At 74.0% G+C, this 17,223-nt stretch carries 14 protein-coding genes; 12 read left to right on the top strand and 2 right to left on the bottom strand.

Annotation, left to right across the window (positions count from 1 at the left end; all coding sequences use genetic code 11):
* Positions 1-45: 45 nt before the first annotated feature.
* From rpoZ to ggt, 6 genes are all read left to right on the top strand, one after another.
* Complete coding sequence (gene rpoZ, locus ACYVLT_RS39880; RefSeq protein WP_053721631.1) at positions 46-324, top strand: DNA-directed RNA polymerase subunit omega; 279 nt, start codon at positions 46-48, stop codon at positions 322-324.
* Entirely contained in the window at positions 321-1,559 is a 1,239-nt protein-coding gene (coaBC, locus tag ACYVLT_RS39885; protein ID WP_461125339.1) for a bifunctional phosphopantothenoylcysteine decarboxylase/phosphopantothenate--cysteine ligase CoaBC, read from the top strand. The genes rpoZ and coaBC overlap by 4 nt, the downstream gene beginning before the upstream one ends.
* A 64-nt stretch (positions 1,560-1,623) precedes the next feature.
* Positions 1,624-2,826: a methionine adenosyltransferase gene (gene metK, locus ACYVLT_RS39890; protein ID WP_461125340.1), complete on the top strand. Its 1,203-nt coding sequence runs from the start codon at positions 1,624-1,626 to the stop codon at positions 2,824-2,826.
* Entirely contained in the window at positions 2,819-4,180 is a 1,362-nt protein-coding gene (locus tag ACYVLT_RS39895) for a hypothetical protein (protein ID WP_461125341.1), read from the top strand. Before metK ends, ACYVLT_RS39895 begins: the two co-directional genes overlap by 8 nt.
* Before the next feature lie 124 nt (positions 4,181-4,304).
* Positions 4,305-6,290, top strand: coding sequence for a primosomal protein N' (locus ACYVLT_RS39900; RefSeq protein ID WP_461125342.1), 1,986 nt, complete (start codon positions 4,305-4,307; stop codon positions 6,288-6,290).
* Positions 6,291-6,354: 64 nt separating this feature from the next.
* Complete coding sequence (gene ggt, locus ACYVLT_RS39905) at positions 6,355-8,148, top strand: gamma-glutamyltransferase (protein WP_461125343.1); 1,794 nt, start codon at positions 6,355-6,357, stop codon at positions 8,146-8,148.
* A 122-nt stretch (positions 8,149-8,270) separates the two neighbouring features.
* Here the strand turns inward: ggt and ACYVLT_RS39910 are convergent, their stop codons facing one another.
* Both ACYVLT_RS39910 and ACYVLT_RS39915 read right to left on the bottom strand, forming a co-directional pair.
* Complete coding sequence (locus ACYVLT_RS39910; protein WP_461125344.1) at positions 8,271-9,497, bottom strand: hypothetical protein; 1,227 nt, start codon at positions 9,495-9,497, stop codon at positions 8,271-8,273.
* Entirely contained in the window at positions 9,494-10,069 is a 576-nt protein-coding gene (locus tag ACYVLT_RS39915; protein WP_461125345.1) for an RNA polymerase sigma factor, read from the bottom strand. Before ACYVLT_RS39915 ends, ACYVLT_RS39910 begins: the two co-directional genes overlap by 4 nt.
* A gap of 140 nt (positions 10,070-10,209) precedes the next feature.
* On the opposite strand from ACYVLT_RS39915, the gene ACYVLT_RS39920 reads away from it, so the two are divergent.
* The 6 genes from ACYVLT_RS39920 (at position 10,210) to ACYVLT_RS39945 (ending at position 17,086) form a co-directional block, all read left to right on the top strand.
* Positions 10,210-10,404, top strand: coding sequence for a hypothetical protein (locus ACYVLT_RS39920; RefSeq protein ID WP_461125346.1), 195 nt, complete (start codon positions 10,210-10,212; stop codon positions 10,402-10,404).
* 46 nt (positions 10,405-10,450) lie between these two features.
* Positions 10,451-10,993: a peptide deformylase gene (def, locus tag ACYVLT_RS39925; RefSeq protein ID WP_461125347.1), complete on the top strand. Its 543-nt coding sequence runs from the start codon at positions 10,451-10,453 to the stop codon at positions 10,991-10,993.
* A gap of 298 nt (positions 10,994-11,291) precedes the next feature.
* Positions 11,292-12,221: a methionyl-tRNA formyltransferase gene (gene fmt / locus ACYVLT_RS39930; RefSeq protein WP_461125348.1), complete on the top strand. Its 930-nt coding sequence runs from the start codon at positions 11,292-11,294 to the stop codon at positions 12,219-12,221.
* Positions 12,218-13,645 carry an RsmB/NOP family class I SAM-dependent RNA methyltransferase gene (locus ACYVLT_RS39935; RefSeq protein WP_461125349.1) on the top strand — a complete coding sequence of 476 codons (1,428 nt, stop codon included), beginning with the start codon at positions 12,218-12,220 and terminating at the stop codon, positions 13,643-13,645. Before fmt ends, ACYVLT_RS39935 begins: the two co-directional genes overlap by 4 nt.
* 42 nt (positions 13,646-13,687) lie before the next feature.
* Positions 13,688-14,209, top strand: a complete 522-nt coding sequence (locus ACYVLT_RS39940) for a flavoprotein (RefSeq protein ID WP_461125350.1) — start codon at positions 13,688-13,690, stop codon at positions 14,207-14,209.
* Between the two features lie 390 nt (positions 14,210-14,599).
* A complete protein-coding gene (locus ACYVLT_RS39945; RefSeq protein WP_461125351.1) occupies positions 14,600-17,086 on the top strand; it encodes a LuxR C-terminal-related transcriptional regulator in 2,487 nt (828 codons plus the stop codon).
* The last annotated feature ends 137 nt before the right edge of the window (positions 17,087-17,223 follow it).

The raw sequence follows: 17,223 nt of genomic DNA on the forward strand, positions 1-17,223 counted from the left end.
TCGGGGCGACACAGACCCACCCCTGAACCGCAGGAGCGTTGACGAGTGACCACGCACACCGAGCTGGGCCCGCTCTCGGGTACTCCGGAGGGCATCACCAACCCGCCGATCGACGACCTGCTGGAGCAGGTCAGCTCGAAGTACGCGCTGGTGATCTACGCGGCCAAGCGCGCGCGGCAGATCAACGACTACTACGCGCAGCTCGGTGAGGGCTTGCTGGAGTACGTCGGCCCGCTGGTCGAGCCGGGCCCGCGCGAGAAGCCGCTGTCGATCGCGCTCCGGGAGATCCACGCGGGTCTCCTTGAGCACACCGAGGGCGAGTGACCGAGGCCGTTGACGCCCCCGACCGCCCCAGGGTCATCCTGGGCGTGGGCGGGGGCATCGCCGCGTACAAGGCGTGCGAGGTGCTGCGCCGGCTCACCGAGTCCGGCCACGCCGTGCGCGTCGTGCCCACGGACGGCGCGCTGAAGTTCGTCGGCGCGGCCACGTTCGAGGCGCTGTCCGGTCAGCCCGTGCAGACCGGCGTGTTCGCCGACGTCCCGTCCGTGCCGCACGTGAAGCTGGGGCAGACCGCCGACCTGGTCGTCGTGGCGCCCGCCACGGCCAACCTGATCGCCAAGGCCGCCCACGGCCTGGCCGACGACCTGCTCACCAACACGCTGCTGACCGCGCGCTGCCCGGTGCTGCTGGTGCCGGCGATGCACACGGAGATGTGGGAGCACCCGGCCACGCAGGCCAACGTGGCGCTGCTGCGCTCGCGCGGCGTGGTCGTCGCCGAGCCCGCCAGCGGCAGGCTGACCGGCAAGGACACCGGCAAGGGCAGGCTGCCCGAGCCCGCCGAGATCGTGGACCTGGCCCGGTTGCTGCTGGCGCGCCCCGACGCGCTGCCGCGCGACCTGGAAGGCGTGCACGTGGCCGTGTCGGCGGGCGGCACCCGCGAGCCGCTGGACCCGGTGCGCTTCCTGGGCAACCGCTCGTCCGGCCGGCAGGGCTACGCGCTGGCCAGGGTCGCCGCCCAGCGCGGCGCACGGGTGACGCTGGTCGCCGCGCACACCGCCGACCTGGTCGCGCCCGCCGGGGTGGACGTCGTGCGCGTCGGCTCCGCGCTGGAGCTGCGTGACGCGATGCACTCCGTCGCCGCCGAGGCCGACGTCGTGGTGATGGCCGCGGCCGTCGCCGACTTCCGGCCGGTCGACCTGGTCGAGCACAAGATCAAGAAGACCGATCGGGACCCCGAACCCGTCGCGCTCACCCGCAACCCCGACATCCTGGCCGAGCTGGTCGCCGCGCGACGGCCCGGGCAGGTCGTCGTGGGGTTCGCGGCCGAGACCGGTGACGCGGGCGCCGGGGTGCTCGACTACGGTCGCGCGAAGCTCAAGCGCAAGGGCTGCGACTGGCTCGTGGTCAACGCCGTGGGCGACGGCCGGGCGTTCGAGGTCGAGGACAACGCCGGGTGGCTGCTGTCCGCCGACGGGGCCGAGAGCCCCATCCCGCACGGTTCGAAGTCGCGACTTGCGTCCGCATTGTGGGACGCGGTCGCACCGACCGTCGAACGGTGACAGAGCGCCCCCGGGCGCTGAGTAAGCTTGAAAGCCATTCGCAGATCGACAGTTAGGGAGTGTCGTGGGTCAGCACAGCAGCAGGCTGTTCACCAGTGAGTCGGTGACCGAAGGGCACCCCGACAAGATCTGCGACGCCATCAGCGACTCCATCCTCGACGCGCTGCTGGCCAAGGACCCGCGCTCGCGCGTCGCGGTGGAGACGATGGTCACCACCGGCCAGGTGCACGTGGCGGGCGAGGTGACCACCGAGGCCTACGCCGACATCCCGTCGATCGTGCGGGACAAGATCGTCGAGATCGGCTACGACTCGTCGGCCAAGGGCTTCGACGGCTTCTCGTGCGGCGTGAACGTGGCCATCGGCTCCCAGTCGCCCGACATCGCGCAGGGCGTCGACACCGCGTTCGAGAAGCGGGTCGAGGGCACCGAGGACGAGATCGCCAAGCAGGGCGCGGGCGACCAGGGCCTCATGTTCGGCTACGCCTGCACGGACACCCCCGAGCTGATGCCGCTGCCGATCGCGCTGGCGCACCGGCTGTCGCGCCGGCTGACCGCGGTCCGCAAGGACGGCACCGTGCCGTACCTGCGCCCCGACGGCAAGACCCAGGTCACCATCGAGTACGCGGGCGACCAGCCGGTGCGGCTCGACACCGTCGTGGTGTCCAGCCAGCACGCGGACGGGATCGACCTGGAGAAGCTGCTCGGCGTCGACGTGCGCGAGCACGTGGTGGCCCCGGAGATCGCCGAGCTCGGCCTGGACACCTCCGACGTGCGGCTGCTGGTCAACCCCACCGGCCGGTTCGTCATCGGCGGCCCGATGGGTGACGCGGGCCTGACCGGCCGCAAGATCATCGTCGACACCTACGGCGGCATGGCCCGCCACGGCGGCGGCGCGTTCTCCGGCAAGGACCCGTCGAAGGTGGACCGGTCCGCGGCGTACGCGATGCGCTGGGTGGCGAAGAACGCGGTGGCCGCGGGCCTGGCCACGCGCATCGAGGTGCAGGTGGCGTACGCCATCGGCAAGGCCGCCCCGGTGGGTCTGTTCGTGGAGACCTTCGGCACCGAGACGGTGGACCCGACCAAGATCCAGCAGGCGATCGGTGAGGTCTTCGACCTGCGCCCGGCCGCGATCATCCGCGACCTGGACCTGCTGCGCCCGATCTACGCGCCGACCGCCGCGTACGGCCACTTCGGCCGCACCGACGTCGAGCTGCCGTGGGAGAGCACCGACCGCGCCGACGCCCTGCGCGCCGCCGCGGGTGCGTGACGCGCTAACCGCACGCCTGGTCCGCGGCGAGGCCGTGGACCTCGACGGCACCGAACTGCCCGCGTCGCTGATCCGGGACCTGCTGACCGACGAACTCGACCAGCGGGGCCTGCGGATCAGCGGCGCGCGCGTTTCCGGGCAGCTGGACCTGTCGGACGTCGTGGTCTCACGGCCGGTGGTGCTGCGGGACTGCACGACCGACGAGCCGGTGCTGCTGGACCGGGCGCGGCTGACGTCGCTCGACCTGAGCGGCCTGGTCGCGCCGGCGGTGTCCGCGCCGTGGCTCAAGCTGGACCACTACCTGCTGATGAAGCAGGTCCGGCTGGCGGGCGGCGCCGGCTGGGCGCTCGACCTGGGCGAGGCGTCGATCGGCGGCCACGTCAGCCTGTCCGGAGCGCACGTGCGGTCGGAGCACGAGTACGCCGTGCACGCGGTCAAGCTGCGCACCGGCAGCCACCTGTACCTCACCGACGTCCGGGTGGTCGGCACGGTCCGGCTCGACGGCGCGCGGCTGGGCGGGAACCTCGACGCCCGCGGCGCGCACCTGCACGCCGAGCGTGATTCGGCGTTGCTCGGCGTGGACGTGCAGCTCGACGACAGCGTGGTCCTGCGCGACGCGCGCGTCACGACCGGGTCCGACCGGCACGCGGCGGTGCGCATCCGAGGTGCCCGGATCGGCGGTCAGCTGGTGCTGCGCGACGCCGAGCTGCGCGGCGCGGTCGCGCTGGACGTGAAGCAGGTCCGGGTGGGCACGGAGGTGCTGCTCCCGCCGGGCGGCCTGGACGGTCTGGTGGACCTCGACGGGCTCACGTACTCGGGCGTGCCGCGCGACGCGACCGTGGACGAGTGGCTGGAGGTGCTCGGCCGACGCACGCCGGTGTACGCCAGCCAGCCCTACGTGCACCTCGCCGCCGCGAACCAGGCCGCGGGCAACGAGCGGGACGTGCGGCGGATCCGGGTCGCGCAGCAGCGGGACCTGCTCCGGCGCGGTCGGCTGACCAGGTGGGGGCGGGTGTGGCACCGGATCACCGGTGCCACCGTCGGGTACGGCTACCGGCCCGCCGTCGCGCTGGTGTGGCTGCTCGGCACCCTGGCCGCGGCGGTCGTGCTGATCGCCGGGGTCGCCGGACCGGCCGGGCTGGTGCGGTCGTGCTCCGCGGTCGAGCAGGTCGGCCACGCGCTGAACGCCGTGACGCCGCTGGCGAAGCCGGAGGGCGTGCGCTGCCAGGTCGTCACGACGACCGGCCTCGGCCAGGCCGTGGTGGTGACGACCTGGGCCTTGCAGCTGCTGGCCTGGGCTTTCGCCACGTTGTTCGTGGCGGGGTTCACCGGCTTGGTCCGCAAGACCTCCTGACCGGGACGGCGGCGACGTCGACCACCCGTTCGTGATCTTGCAAACCTCGAACAGGTGTTCGATACTGGTTCCGTGAGTCGATGTCCCATGAGCGCCCACCACGGTCTCTGGTAGACCTCCACCCGTGGCGGGCAAGGCGACTACCAGGCGCGGGGAGCAGGTTCCCGCCGCCGCGCTGCCGGTTGCCCGCGTGTGCGTGGACGTGCCGCTGGCGCACCTGGACCGGCCGTTCGACTACCAGGTGTCCACCGAGCAGGACGCGGACGCGGTGCCCGGCTGCCGGGTGCGGGTGCGGTTCGCGGGCCAGTTGGTGGACGGCTACCTGCTGGAGCGGGTGGAGTCCTCCGAGTACGGCCGCAAGCTGACCTTCCTGGACCGGGTGATCTCACCCGAGCCGGTGCTGTCGCCGGAGGTGGCGGAGCTGGCGCGGGCGGTGGCGGACCGGTACGCGGGGTCGTTGATCGACGTGCTGCGGATGGCGATCCCGCCCCGGCACGCGCGCGTGGAGGCCAAGCCCTCGGCCGAACCGGTGCCGGTGCCGCCGGCGCCGTCGGAGGAGGGGTGGGCTCGGTACCCGTTCGGCCCGAACCTGCTGGACGCGCTGCGCTCCGGCCGTGCCGCGCGGGCGGTGTGGCAGGCGCTGCCCGCCGAGGACTGGCCCGCCCGCGTGGCCGAGGCGGTGGCGTCGATGGCGAGCACCGGCAAGGGCGCGCTGGTGGTCGTGCCGGACCACCGCGACCTGGCCAGGCTGCGGGACGCGTGCGCGGCGCTGGTGGGCGAGGCGGGCGTGGTGACGTTGTCGGCGGACCTCGGGCCGTCCGAGCGGTACAAGCGGTGGTTGGCCGTGCGGCGGGGGTCGGTGCGGGTGGTGCTGGGCACGCGCGGTGCGGCCTTCGCGCCGGTCCACGACCTCGGGCTGGTGGCCGTCTGGGACGACGGCGACGACCTGCACGCCGAGCCGCGGATGCCCTACCCGAACGTGCGCGACGTGCTGGTGCAGCGCTCGCACCTCACCGGCGCGTCCCTGCTGATCGGCGGTTTCGCCCGCACCGCCGAGGCGCAGCTGCTGGTCGACAGCGGTTGGGCGCACGAGGTGGTCGCGGCCCGCGACACGCTGCGGTCGGTCGCGCCGCGGGTGGCGGCGGTGGGCGACCACGAGTGGCAGGAGGTGAAGGACCCGGCGGCCAGGTCGGCCAGGCTGCCGTCGATCGCCTTCGACGCGGCACGGGCCGCGCTGTCGGCCGACACCCCGGTGCTCATCCAGGTGCCCCGGCGCGGGTACGTGCCCGCCCTGGCCTGCGGGCAGTGCCGGTCGCCCGCCCGCTGCCGCCGGTGCGCGGGCCCGCTGGCCCTGCCGGGCGGCACCCAGGACGGCGTGCCGAGGCCCGCGTACTGCCGCTGGTGCGGCGCCACCGAAGCCGCGTACCGCTGCCCGAACTGCGGTTCGCGCAGGCTGCGCGGCCAGGTCATCGGCGCCCGCCGCACGGCCGAGGAGCTGGGGCGGGCGTTCAGCGGCGTCCCGGTCCGCACGTCGGGCGGCGACGAGGTGCTGTCCACCGTTCCGGGCGGCCGCGCCCTGGTGGTGGCCACGCCGGGCGCGGAGCCGCTCGCCGAGGGCGGCTACGGCGCCGCACTGCTGCTGGACGGCTGGGCGCTGCTCGGTCGGGCCGACCTGCGGGCGGCGGAGGAGGCGTTGCGCCGCTGGATGACCGCGGCGGCCCTGGTCCACGCGGCGGGCCGGGTCGTCGTGGTCGCCGACTCGTCGTTGGCCCCGGTGCAGGCGCTGGTCCGCTGGGACCCGGTGTGGCACGCCCGGCAGGAGTTGGCGGCGCGGGCCGAGCTGGGGTTCCCGCCGGCCGTGCGGATGGCGACCGTGGACGGCACGCCGGACGCGCTGGCCGGTGTCCTGGAGGAGCTGCGCCTGCCGCCGACGGGCGAGGTCCTGGGCCCGGTGCCGCTGTCGGAGGACAAGGAACGCGCCCTCGTCCGGGTGTCCAGGACCGAGGGCCGCGCGCTGGCCACGGTGCTGGCCGAGGTCCTGGCCGTGCGCAGCGCCCGCAAGGAGCCGGACGTGGTGCGGGTGAAGGTGGACCCGCTCGAAGTGCTCTGACACGCGACCCACAAGGGCACTTCGGGTGGTTCTGCTTTGTGCCGGCGTGGAGTAGAAGGGAACGATGCTCCGGTCGACTGTCACCAGCGTCCTCGCATCACTCGTCGCGTCGCTCCTCGTCGCACCGCTCCTGCCCGCCACCGCCTGGGCCGCCACCGACGCGCCGCGCGTCCCCGAAGCCGTCGGCTTCGGCGGCGTGGTGTCCAGCGTCGACCCCGACGCCTCGCAGATCGGCGTCGACGTCCTGCGCCGCGGCGGCAACGCGGTCGACGCCGCGGTCGCCGTGGCCGCCGCATTGGGCGTCACCGACCCGTTCTCGGCCGGTATCGGCGGTGGCGGGTTCCTCGTGCACTACGACGCCCGCACCCACCGCGTGTCCACGGTGGATGGACGGGAGACGGCGCCGTCGTCCGCCGACGCGGAGCTGTTCGTCGAGAACGGCGCGACGATCCCGTTCGCCGAGGCCGTGACCAGCGGGTTGTCCGTCGGCGTCCCCGGCACGCCGCGCACGTGGCAGCGGGCGCTGCAACGGTGGGGCACGTGGTCGCTCGACCGGGCCGTCCGCCCCGCCGAGGAGCTGGCCAGGCGCGGCTTCACCGTCGACGCCACGTTCCACCGCCAGGTCACCGACAACGCGGCCCGGTTCGCCGACTTCACCTCGACCGGCGCGCTGTACCTGCCCGGCGGCACGCCGCCCGCGATCGGCAGCACGTTCCGCAACCCCGACCTCGCCGACACCTACCGCGAGCTGCGGGAGGACGGCGTGTCCGCGTTCTACCGCGGTGACGTGGGCCGCGACCTGGTCCGCACGGTCCGGCAACCGCCGGTCGTGGCGGGCGCCACCCGGCGGGTCCGCGCGGGCGACATGACGGAGGCGGACCTCGCCCGGTACGACGCACCGCTGCGTGAACCCACCCGCGTCCGCTACCGCGACTTCGACGTGTTCGGCATGGCGCCGCCCTCGTCCGGCGGCACGACCGTCGGCGAGGCGTTGAACATCCTGGAGACCACCGACCTCTCGGCCGAGACGCAGGTGCAGTACCTGCACCGGTTCCTGGAGGCGAGCAGGCTGTCGTTCGCCGACCGCAACCGCTGGGTGGGCGACCCGGCGTTCAGCGACGTGCCGACCCGGGAGCTGCTCTCGCAGCGGTTCGCCGACAGCCGGGCCTGCCTGATCTCGCCGACGGCGGCCATGACCGGCCCGGTCGCGCCGGGTGATCCGCGCAACCCGGCGCCCTGCGCGGTGGCCGGTGAGCCGGTCGCCACACCGTACGAGGGCACGGACACCACGCACCTCACCGTCGCCGACCGCTGGGGCAACGTGGTCGCCTACACCCTGACCATCGAGCAGGAGGGCGGCAGCGGCATCGTGGTGCCCGGCCGCGGGTTCCTGCTCAACAACGAGCTGACCGACTTCTCGTTCACCCCGGTCACGCCGGGAGTGCCGGACCCGAACCTGCCCGGCCCCGGCAAGCGCCCCCGCTCGTCCATGACGCCGACGATCGTGCTGCACCACGGCAAGCCGGTGCTGGCCCTGGGCTCACCCGGTGGCGCGAGCATCATCACCACGGTGCTCCAGGTGCTGACCCGGCGGCTCGACCGCGGCACGGGCCTGGTCGAGGCCATCGCCGCGCCGCGGGCGTCCCAGCGCAACGCCACCTCCACGCAGGCCGAGGCGGCGTTCCTCGCGGGCGCCGAGGCCGAGTCGTTGCGCGGCCTGGGCCACCGCTTCACCTCGGCCGGCGAGATCGGCGCGGTCACGGCGGTCGAACGGCTCCCGGACGGCCGGTGGCGTGCGGCGGCGGAGACGTCGAGGCGCGGCGGTGGGGCGGCTCGGGCGGTGTGGCCGACGCCGTGACGTGGTAGCGGGCCCCGTGCCGTGAGGTGGGCGGGCTCGTGCCGTGGGTGGGCGGGCTCGTGCCGTGACCCCGGGTGGTGTGGCCCCACCCGCCCCCTCGTGCGGGTGGGGCCACACGCGTCTCATTCCAGCGTGACGGTCGTGCTGACGTTCTGCCGGAACAGGACCCGGACCACGAATCCCTTGGTGAGGCTGCGTGCCGTGAGCGGCGGCTGACCGTCCAGGCGGGCCGCGAAGGTGCCGTCCCGCAGGACCGCCTGCGCGGTCCGGCCCTGCGGGTCGGTGATCTCCAACCCGATCACCTGCGTGGCGTCGACCGTGCCGCCCAGCAGCACGCTCGACTGGCCGGGGTCGGACGCGAAGCCGGTGGTGTGCCGCAACCGGAACATGGCGTCGCCCTGGTGCGGCGGGTCGTCCTCGGGGACCGCGCTGCTGCCCCGGCCGTGGTAGACCTGGCAGTACGCGGTCCGCCCGGTCCCGTCGTGCATCACCAGCAGGGCGTTGACGTCGGCGGCCGTGGCCGCGCCGGGGCGCCACCGCTGCGGATCACCCACCCACGACTCGCCGTCCCGCATCGACTCGTCCAGGCACTGCGCCACGGCCGGGTCACCCTGGGGCATCGCGTCCTCGCGCACCGACCACGACGCCTGGTCCGGGAGCTTCGCCGTCGAGATCTCGGCGTCGGCCGGTCCGGACGGCGTGGTGAACGTCAGCATCATCCAGGTGGCGCTCTGCGGGATGACGAACAGGTCCTCGACCTCCGAGACGGCGACGGGCAGCACCGCCCCGACCTGCGAGCCCGTGACCGCCTCCACCCGGCTGGTGCCGGGGCCCTTGCGGCCGATGAGCACACCGCTGCCGGAGCTCCAGAGCAGCGACGCGGCGGAGCCCGCGAGCGGGACCGGGCCGATCCCGGCCCTGTTGTGCGTGATCGACGTGTAGGTGATCTCGCAGAACCGGTCGTCGCCGGTGACGAGGATCCGCCGACCCGGCAGGCCGATGGTGAACCGCACGTCCGCCGGGGGGAACTCGCACCGCGCCGCGTCGTCCCCGGTCGCCTTCGGCACGACCGAGACGACGGCGTGGGCGCCCAGCGTGACCGGCGGGGAGGTGGGCGGCGCGACCGCGCCGGTGTCGTGGCCCAGTTCGGACCGGGCGAACTGGACGGACTGGGTGAAGATCACCCCACCGGCCGCCAGCACCGCGACGGCCGCCGCAGCCGCCGCGGCGGCCAGCGGCGCCCGGGCCCCGCCCGTGCCCAGGACGCGTCGGCGCACGCGTTCGCGCACGTCAGGTGGCATGGGACGGCGCGGCGGCAGGTCCGGCAAGGTCAGGTCCGGCTGGCTCATCGCTCCTCCACGGCACGCAGTCGGGCGCGGGCCCGCGAGATCCGCGAGCGCACGCTCACCTCGGCGACGCCGAGCACCTCGGCGGCCTCGGCCGTGGACAGCTCGCCCAGCAGGACCAGCTCCACGGCCTCCCGTTCGGCCCGGGGTAACGAAGCCACTACGTCCAACACCCGGCGCAACGCGCGGTCGTCGTCCACCGAGGCGATGACCCGCTCGGCGTGGTCGGGCACCACGTCGTCCCCCGGAACCCGCTGCAACGCGCGTCTGAACCGGCCGAGGCGGCGGAACTCGGTGCGCGCCAGGTTGCCCGCCACGGTGTAGAGCCACGGCAGCGCGCTGTCCCGGACGAGGGTGATGTCGGACCGCCGCCGCCACGCGGCCAGGAACGTGGCGGAGGTCAGGTCCTCGGCCAGCGACCACGACGCGGTCAACCGGTAGGCGTGGTTCCACACCGCCTCGGCGTGCCGGTCGAACAGCGCGGCGAACGCCGGCTTGTCGCCGCGCGCCCACAGCTCGGCGTCGGTGTCTGGCACCCGTGCTGCCCCCTGCCGGCCCGATGTCGCAGCAGTCATGCCAGTAGGTAGCCGCAGCCACCCCCGGTGTTGCAGTCGACCTCATACCGGGGGATGAGGTCGGTCCGCTACTCCGAGCGGACGCCCGCCGACGGCCGGGGAGCGCACGCTGGGGGAACACGAGGAGCTGAGGAGCCGGCATGACCACGATCACCATGACATCCAGGCCGACATCCGGGACGACCACGGCCAGGCAGTTCGCGGCCGGGCAGTTCACGGCCAGGCAGCCCGTGGCCGGTGCGGTGACTCCGGTCGTGACGGCGACCCGGTTCCTCGGGCACCTCCTGGCGGCGCTGGTCGGCGTCGCGTTCCTCGGCCGTGACCTGGAGCACTGAGCGGACTTTCGTAGACTGGAACCTCCCCAGGCTTCGAGGAGTGCGCGTGACCGTCCAACCGATCCGGCTGTTCGGCGACCCGGTGCTGCGGACGCCCGCCGTCGAGGTCACCGACTTCGACGCGGAGCTGCGCAAGCTGGTCAAGGACCTGTGGGACACGATGAGCGACGCCGGCGGCGCCGGGCTCGCCGCGCCCCAGCTCGGTGTGGGGCTGCGCGTGTTCACCTACCACTGCGACGGGTTCGCCGGGCACGTGGTCAACCCGACGTTCGACGTCGTCGGCGAGGAGGAGCAGGACGGTCCCGAGGGCTGCCTGTCCATCCCCGGCATGTCGTGGGACTGCCGCCGCCACCAGCACGTCGTGGCCAAGGGCTGGAACATGCACGGCGAGCCGATCGAGGTCGAGGGCACGGACCTGCTGGCGCGCTGCATCCAGCACGAGACCGACCACCTCGACGGCGTGCTCTTCCTCGACCGCCTGGACGACCGGACCCGCAAGGAGGCCATGCGGGCCATCCGGCAGCAGTCGTGGTTCGACGGCGGTGTGCCGACGATCAAGCAGTCACCGCATCCCCTGTTCGGTGTCTGATTGCCGCTGCTCCGCAGACGGCGGCTCGGTCGCCCGGAAGTCGACCGTTCGCGCCTGATTTCCCGCCGATCGAAGAGCGTGATCGCCGGGAAATGAGTCGCGAACGGTCGACGCGACCTCGCGGGGGTGGCTGGGGTGGCCGGGCTGTGGGTTTGCGACCTCGCGGAGTGGTGGGCTCGGGCGGCTCTCCTAGACTTGAGGTCTGCGGCTCCGCAGGAGATGCGAGGAGAGTGCGTGTTCGTCCAAGAATCCCGGCCGTCCCGTCCCCGTCCCGACCTGTCCTGCGGAGGGGTCTGACATGCGGCTGGTCTTCGCGGGCACGCCCGAGGTCGCGCTGCCGTCGTTGCGCGCGCTGCTGGACTCCGACCGGCACGAGGTGGTGGCCGTCGTCACCAGGCCGGACGCGCCCGCCGGCCGCGGCCGCCGGGTCGAGCGCTCCCCGGTCGCGGCGCTGGCCGACGAACGCGGCATCGAGGTGCTGACCCCGGCCAAGGCGGGCGACCCGGCGTTCCAGGCGCGGCTGAAGGAGCTGCGGCCCGAGCTGTGCCCCGTGGTGGCCTACGGCGCCCTGCTGCCCGAGTCCGCCCTGGCGATCCCGACCCACGGTTGGGTGAACCTGCACTTCTCGGTGCTGCCCGCCTGGCGCGGTGCGGCGCCCGTGCAGGCGTCCGTGCGGCACGGCGACGACATCACCGGCGCCACCACGTTCCGCATCGTCAAGGAGCTGGACGCGGGCCCGGTCTACGGCGTGGTGACCGAGCAGGTGCGCGAGCGGGACACCGCCGGTGAGCTCCTCGGCAGGCTCGCCGAGTCCGGCGCGAAGCTGCTGTTGTCCACTGTGGACGGCATCGCGGACGGCACGCTGCGGCCGGTGGAGCAGCCCCACGAGGGTGTGAGCTACGCGCCCAAGGTCACCGTGGACGACGCCCGGCTGGACTTCGGCACGCCCGCGGCCGCGATCGACCGGGTGGCCCGCGCGGTGACGCCGGACCCCGGCGCGTGGGCGGAGTTCCGCGGCGAACGGCTCAAGCTCGGTCCGGTCGTGCCGGCCGAGGCGGAGGAACCGCTCGCGCCCGGTGAGATCCGGGTGGAGCGCAAGCGCGTGCTCGTCGGCACGGCCACCGACCCGGTGGTGCTGGGCGACGTGCAGGCACAGGGCAAGAAGCGGATGTCGGCGACCGACTGGGCGCGCGGCGTCCGGATCGAGGCGGGGGAGCGGATTTCATGACCCAGAGGTCTTCGCGTCCATCCCGGCCGCAACGGGCACACCCACCGCGCGGGCGCACCGGCCCGGCCCGACCGCCGGTGGAGGACCCGGCGCGGCAGGCCGCGCTGGACACGTTGCGCGCCGTCCGCCAGCGCGACGCCTACGCGAACCTGGTGCTGCCGGGGATCCTGCGGGAACGTCGGATCACCGGGCGTGACGCGGCCCTGGCGACCGAGCTGACCTACGGGTCGCTGCGCGCGCAGGGGCTGCTGGACGCGGTGCTGGCGGCGTGCACCGACCGACCGCTGTCCGAAGTGGACGGTGCGGTGCTGGACGCGTTGCGGCTGGGTGCCTACCAGTTGCTGCGCACGCGCATCCCGGCGCACGCGGCGGTGGCGTCGACGGTGGACCTGGTCCGGGCCGACCGGGGTTCGGGCGCGGCGGGCTTCGCGAACGCGGTGCTGCGCCGGGTCACCGGGCAGGACGAGGCCGCCTGGGTCGAGGAGGTCGCGCCGGACGAGGACACCGACCCGATCGGGTACCTGGCCATGGCGAACGCGCACCCCCGGTGGATCGCGCAGGCGTTCGCGGAGGCGCTGGGCAGCCGCGGTGAGCCGTTGCGCGAGGCGCTGGTCGCCGACGACACGCGGCCGGCGGTGCACCTGGCGGCCAGGCCCGGTGAGTGCGGTGCGGACGAGTTGGCCGCCATGACCGGCGGCACGGTCGCGCCGTACTCGCCCTACGGGGTGCACTTGGACGCGGGTGCGGGTGACCCGGGTGACCTCGACGCGGTGCGCGAGCGGCTGGCGGCGGTGCAGGACGAGGGCAGCCAGCTGTGCGCGGTGGCGTTGACGCGGGTGCCGGTCGAGGGCCGGGACGAGCGGTGGCTGGACCTGTGCGCGGGTCCGGGTGGCAAGGCGGTGCTGCTGGGGTCGCTGGCCCGGATGGCGGGCGCGTCGATGGACGCGGTCGAGAAGGCGCCGCACCGGGCGGACCTGATCCGGAAGGCGGCCGGGGACCTGCCGATCACGGTGCACGTGGCCGACGGCCGGGAGTCCGGGCTGGCGGAGGGCGGGTTCGACCGGGTGCTGGTCGACGCGCCGTGCACCGGGTTGGGCGCGTTGCGGCGGCGGCCGGAGGCCCGGTGGCGGCGGCAGCCCTCGGACGTCGCGCCGCTGGCGCGGTTGCAGCGTGAGCTGTTGACGGCGGCGTTGTCGCTGGTCCGACCGGGGGGTGTGGTGGCGTACGTGGTCTGCACGCCGCACCTGTCGGAGACGGTGGGCGTGGTCGCCGACGTGGCGCGGCGCACCGAGGCCGAGTGGTTGGACGCGCGCGAGTTCTTCCCCGAGGTGCCCGACCTGGGTGACGGGCCGCAGGTGCAGCTCTGGCCGCACAAGCACGGGACGGACGCGATGTTCTGCGCGATGCTGCGGCGGCCTGCGTAGGTGATCGGCGCCGGGAGTGGTCGCGACGGTGTGGGCGCGCCGGTGCTCGGGGTCGTTGTGTCGGCGGCGGGCGGGGTGGAGAGTTGGCTGGTCGACGGCCTCGCCCGGCCGTTGGCGGCGAAGGGGTGGCGGTTGGCGATCACGTTGACGCCCACCGTCGCCCGGTGGTTGGAGCCGCAGCTGCCGTCGCTCGCGGAGTTGACGGAGCTGCCGGTGCGGTGGACCTCGCGCCTGCCCCGGGAGCCGAAGCCGCACCCGGTGCCGGACGCGTTCGTGTTCGCGCCGGCGACGGCGAACTCGCTGGCCAAGCTCGCCCTGGGGATCGCGGACAACCAGGCGCTCACGGTGTTGTGCGAGGCGTTGGGCCGCCGCACGCCGCTCGTGGCGCTGCCGCAGGTGTCCGAGGACCAGTCGGCGCATCCGGCGTTCGGCGGCCACTTGGCCGTGTTGCGCGCCGCCGGAGTGGTCCTCGCGGCCGATCCCGGGTCGGTGGCGCGTGAACTGGATCGGGTCGCGCCATTCGTCGGTTCAGGTGAAAATCGCGGTAACGGCGCGAGTGGCTGAATTGACAGTCAGTCGAGATGCGTAGCAGTCTTGATTGTGTCGAAATTGTACGGCCGGGATCGTGAATGGGCTTCGGTTCTCCGCTTCCTGTCCGCGCCCGGTGGCCTGCTGGCCATCGACGGCCCGCCGTGCTCCGGTAAGACTTCGCTGCTGCGCGAGGCGGTCGCGGTGGCTGGTGCCCGCGGGTACGCCGTCGTCCCGGTCTCCGGTGAGCACCTGGCGGCGTCGGCCGAGGTGGCGGGAGCACTCGATCGGGCGGAAACCGGTCGGGTGGGTGGCGGCTGGGTGGATAGCGGTCGGGTGGATAGCGGCCAAATGGATAGCGGCCGGATGGACGGCGGCCGGTTGGATAGCGGTCGGATGGACGGCGTCCGGTTGGATAGTGGGTGGATGGATGGCGGCCGGGGGGAAAGCGGTCGCGGTTCGCGGGCGCTGATCGTGATCGACGACGCGCACCGGGATCCGGCCGCGCTGCTCGCGGTGCTGCCCCGGCTGGCGCGGCGGCGGGTGCCGGCGCTGCTGGCGCTGTCCGGTGATCTCGCCGGGGCGGAGGTGCGCGACGCGGTGGCGGCCCGCGGTGACGTGCTGCGGCTCGGGCCGGTGGACGACGACGCGGTCTTGCGGATGCTCACCGACCTGCTGGACGCGACGCCGCACCCCGACCTGGCCGCGTTCGCCGTGGGCGCGGGCGGCAACCTGCGCCTGGTCGCCGCGCTGGTCGCCGGGCTGGAGGAAGAAGGACGGCTCGACGTGCGCGACGGCGTGGCGCGGCCGCGCGGCGGGTGGCTGCCGCGGCGGGTGGGCGCCGTGGTGCGCGGTCAGGTCGACGCGTGGTCGGCCAAGGCCACGCAGGTGCTGCGGGTGGCGGCGGTGATCGGCAAGTCGTTCCCGTTGCAGGACGTGGCCGCGATGATGAACGAGACCACGGGCGCGTTGCTGTTGGCGGTGGACGAGGTGCTGGCCTCCGGGCTGGTGGTGTGCGTCGACGAGCGACTGGAGTTCGGGTCCGACCTGGTGTGGCGGGCGGTGGTGGACTCGATGCCCCGGTCGGTGTTGCACGCCCTCCGGCACGACGCGGAGGAGTTGCGCGCGGCGAAGGAGGCGGCTCGTTCGGCTGCCGAGGCGCAGGTTGTCGATGGCGCGGGTGGCTTGGGTGGCGACGGTGCGGGTGGCTTGGGTGCGGCCGAGGCGGCTGATCTGGTGTGCCGGGTTCGCACGCTGGTCGCCAACGGGAAGCTCGGCTCCGCCATCGCGCTGGCCCGGGAGAGCCTGGTGCGCGGCGTGCCCGCCGGTGCGGCGGCGGAGTTGCACGTGGTGCTGGCGGGGATCCTGCTGGCCGACGGGCGGCCCGCCGACGCGGCGTCCGAGATGGAGCACGTGCTCGTCACGCGGGGCGTGCGCGAGCCGCTGCGCCGGTTGGCCGAGGCGGGACGGTTGCTGTCGCTGTACTTCGCCACCGGGAGCCCGGCGGGCGCGCACGCGCTGTCGGTGCTCACCACGCGGGACCGGGAGCCGGGTGACGCGGACGTGGTGATGGCCGCGACGGTCCACTCGTGCCTGGAGTGGAACGCCGGGAACCTCGCCGAGGGCGTGTACTGGGCCCGTCAGTCGACCCGGTGGGAGCTCGACCGGCCCAGGGCGTGGTGGCAGTCGCAGGCCGAGGTGTCGTACGCGTTGAAGCTGGCCGCGCTGGGCGAGTTCGAGCGCGCCGAGAGGTTGGTGCGGGATGGCGTGTCGTGCGACGGCGAGTCGTGCGACCAGGGCTGCGACGACGAGAACTGCGCCGACGAGGCGGTGAAGACGGGCGCGCCGACGGCCCGGGCGATCGCGCGGGCCAGGGTGCTGGTGCAGGCCGGGAAGTTGACCCAGGCGTCGACGGCGGCACGTCGAGGGCTGTCCACGGCGCGCGACCGGGGGTTGCGCATCCTGGTGCCGCTCGCGTCGACGGTGTTGGCGACGGTGGCGTTGCACCGGGGTGAGGTCGCGGCGGCGGCCGAGCACGTGCGCCGGTACCGGGCGGACCTGGCCGGGGGTGAGGCGGTGTTGCACTCCGGGCAGTACGACTGGGTGGAGCTGTTGTTGGCGCACGCGCGGGGCGGACCGGGGATGGCCGTGGAGTTGGCGCGTGAGCGGATGGCCGATCACGCCGGTGTCCGGCGGATGTTGATCGAGGAGCCGGGGGCGGCGCCGTGGCTGGTGCGGCAGGCGGTGGTGGTCGGGGACGACGAGTTGGCCGGTGGTGTCCTGGGAGCGGCGGAGCGGTTGGCCACGCGGAACCCGGGGTTCGCGGCGGTGGCGGTGGCGGCCGGTCATGCGCGGGCGTTGGTGGAGCGGGACGCGGAGCAGTTGGCGGCGGTGGCGGGGCGGCACCGGCACCCGTGGGCGAAGGCGATCGCGAACGAGGACCTGGCGGGGTTGTTGGCGGCGGCGGGGGAGGTCGGTCGGGCGGAGGCGCACACGGCGTTGGCGTTGCGGATCTTCGAGTGGATGGGTGCGGAGGGTGAGTCGCTTCGGTTGCGGGGTGGGGTGGTCGCGGGGGAGAGGGGTGAAGTCGGGCGGGGTGGGGAGCGGAGTGGAGAGCGGGGTGGGGAGCGCGGTGGGGAGCGCGGTGGGGAGCGCGGTGGGGATGAGTGGTTTCGGTTGTCCGTGCCGGAGCGTGACATCGCCCGGTTGGTCGGTGCCGGGATGACCAACCGGCAGGTGGCGAAGCAGCTCTTCCTGTCGCCCCACACGGTGAACTACCACCTGCGGGGGATCTTCAAGAAGCTCGGCATCAGCTCGCGGGTGGAGTTGGCGCGGTTTGCGCACGAGCAGGAGAGTGCTGAGACGTCGGCGGGTGAGGTCGGCGGGTCGGTGGTCGGGTCCGGCTCGATTTGACATGGGGCCCTTACGGGCACCCCAGGCAGGCCAAAGCCGGGCAGGCCTGGCGGATAAAGCGCCCGCCAAGCCTGCCCGGCTTCGTCCAGCCTATGGCACCCGAACCCATGTCAAATCGAGCCTCGGTGGGGGTGTGC

This window comes from Saccharothrix stipae, from assembly GCF_054781895.1.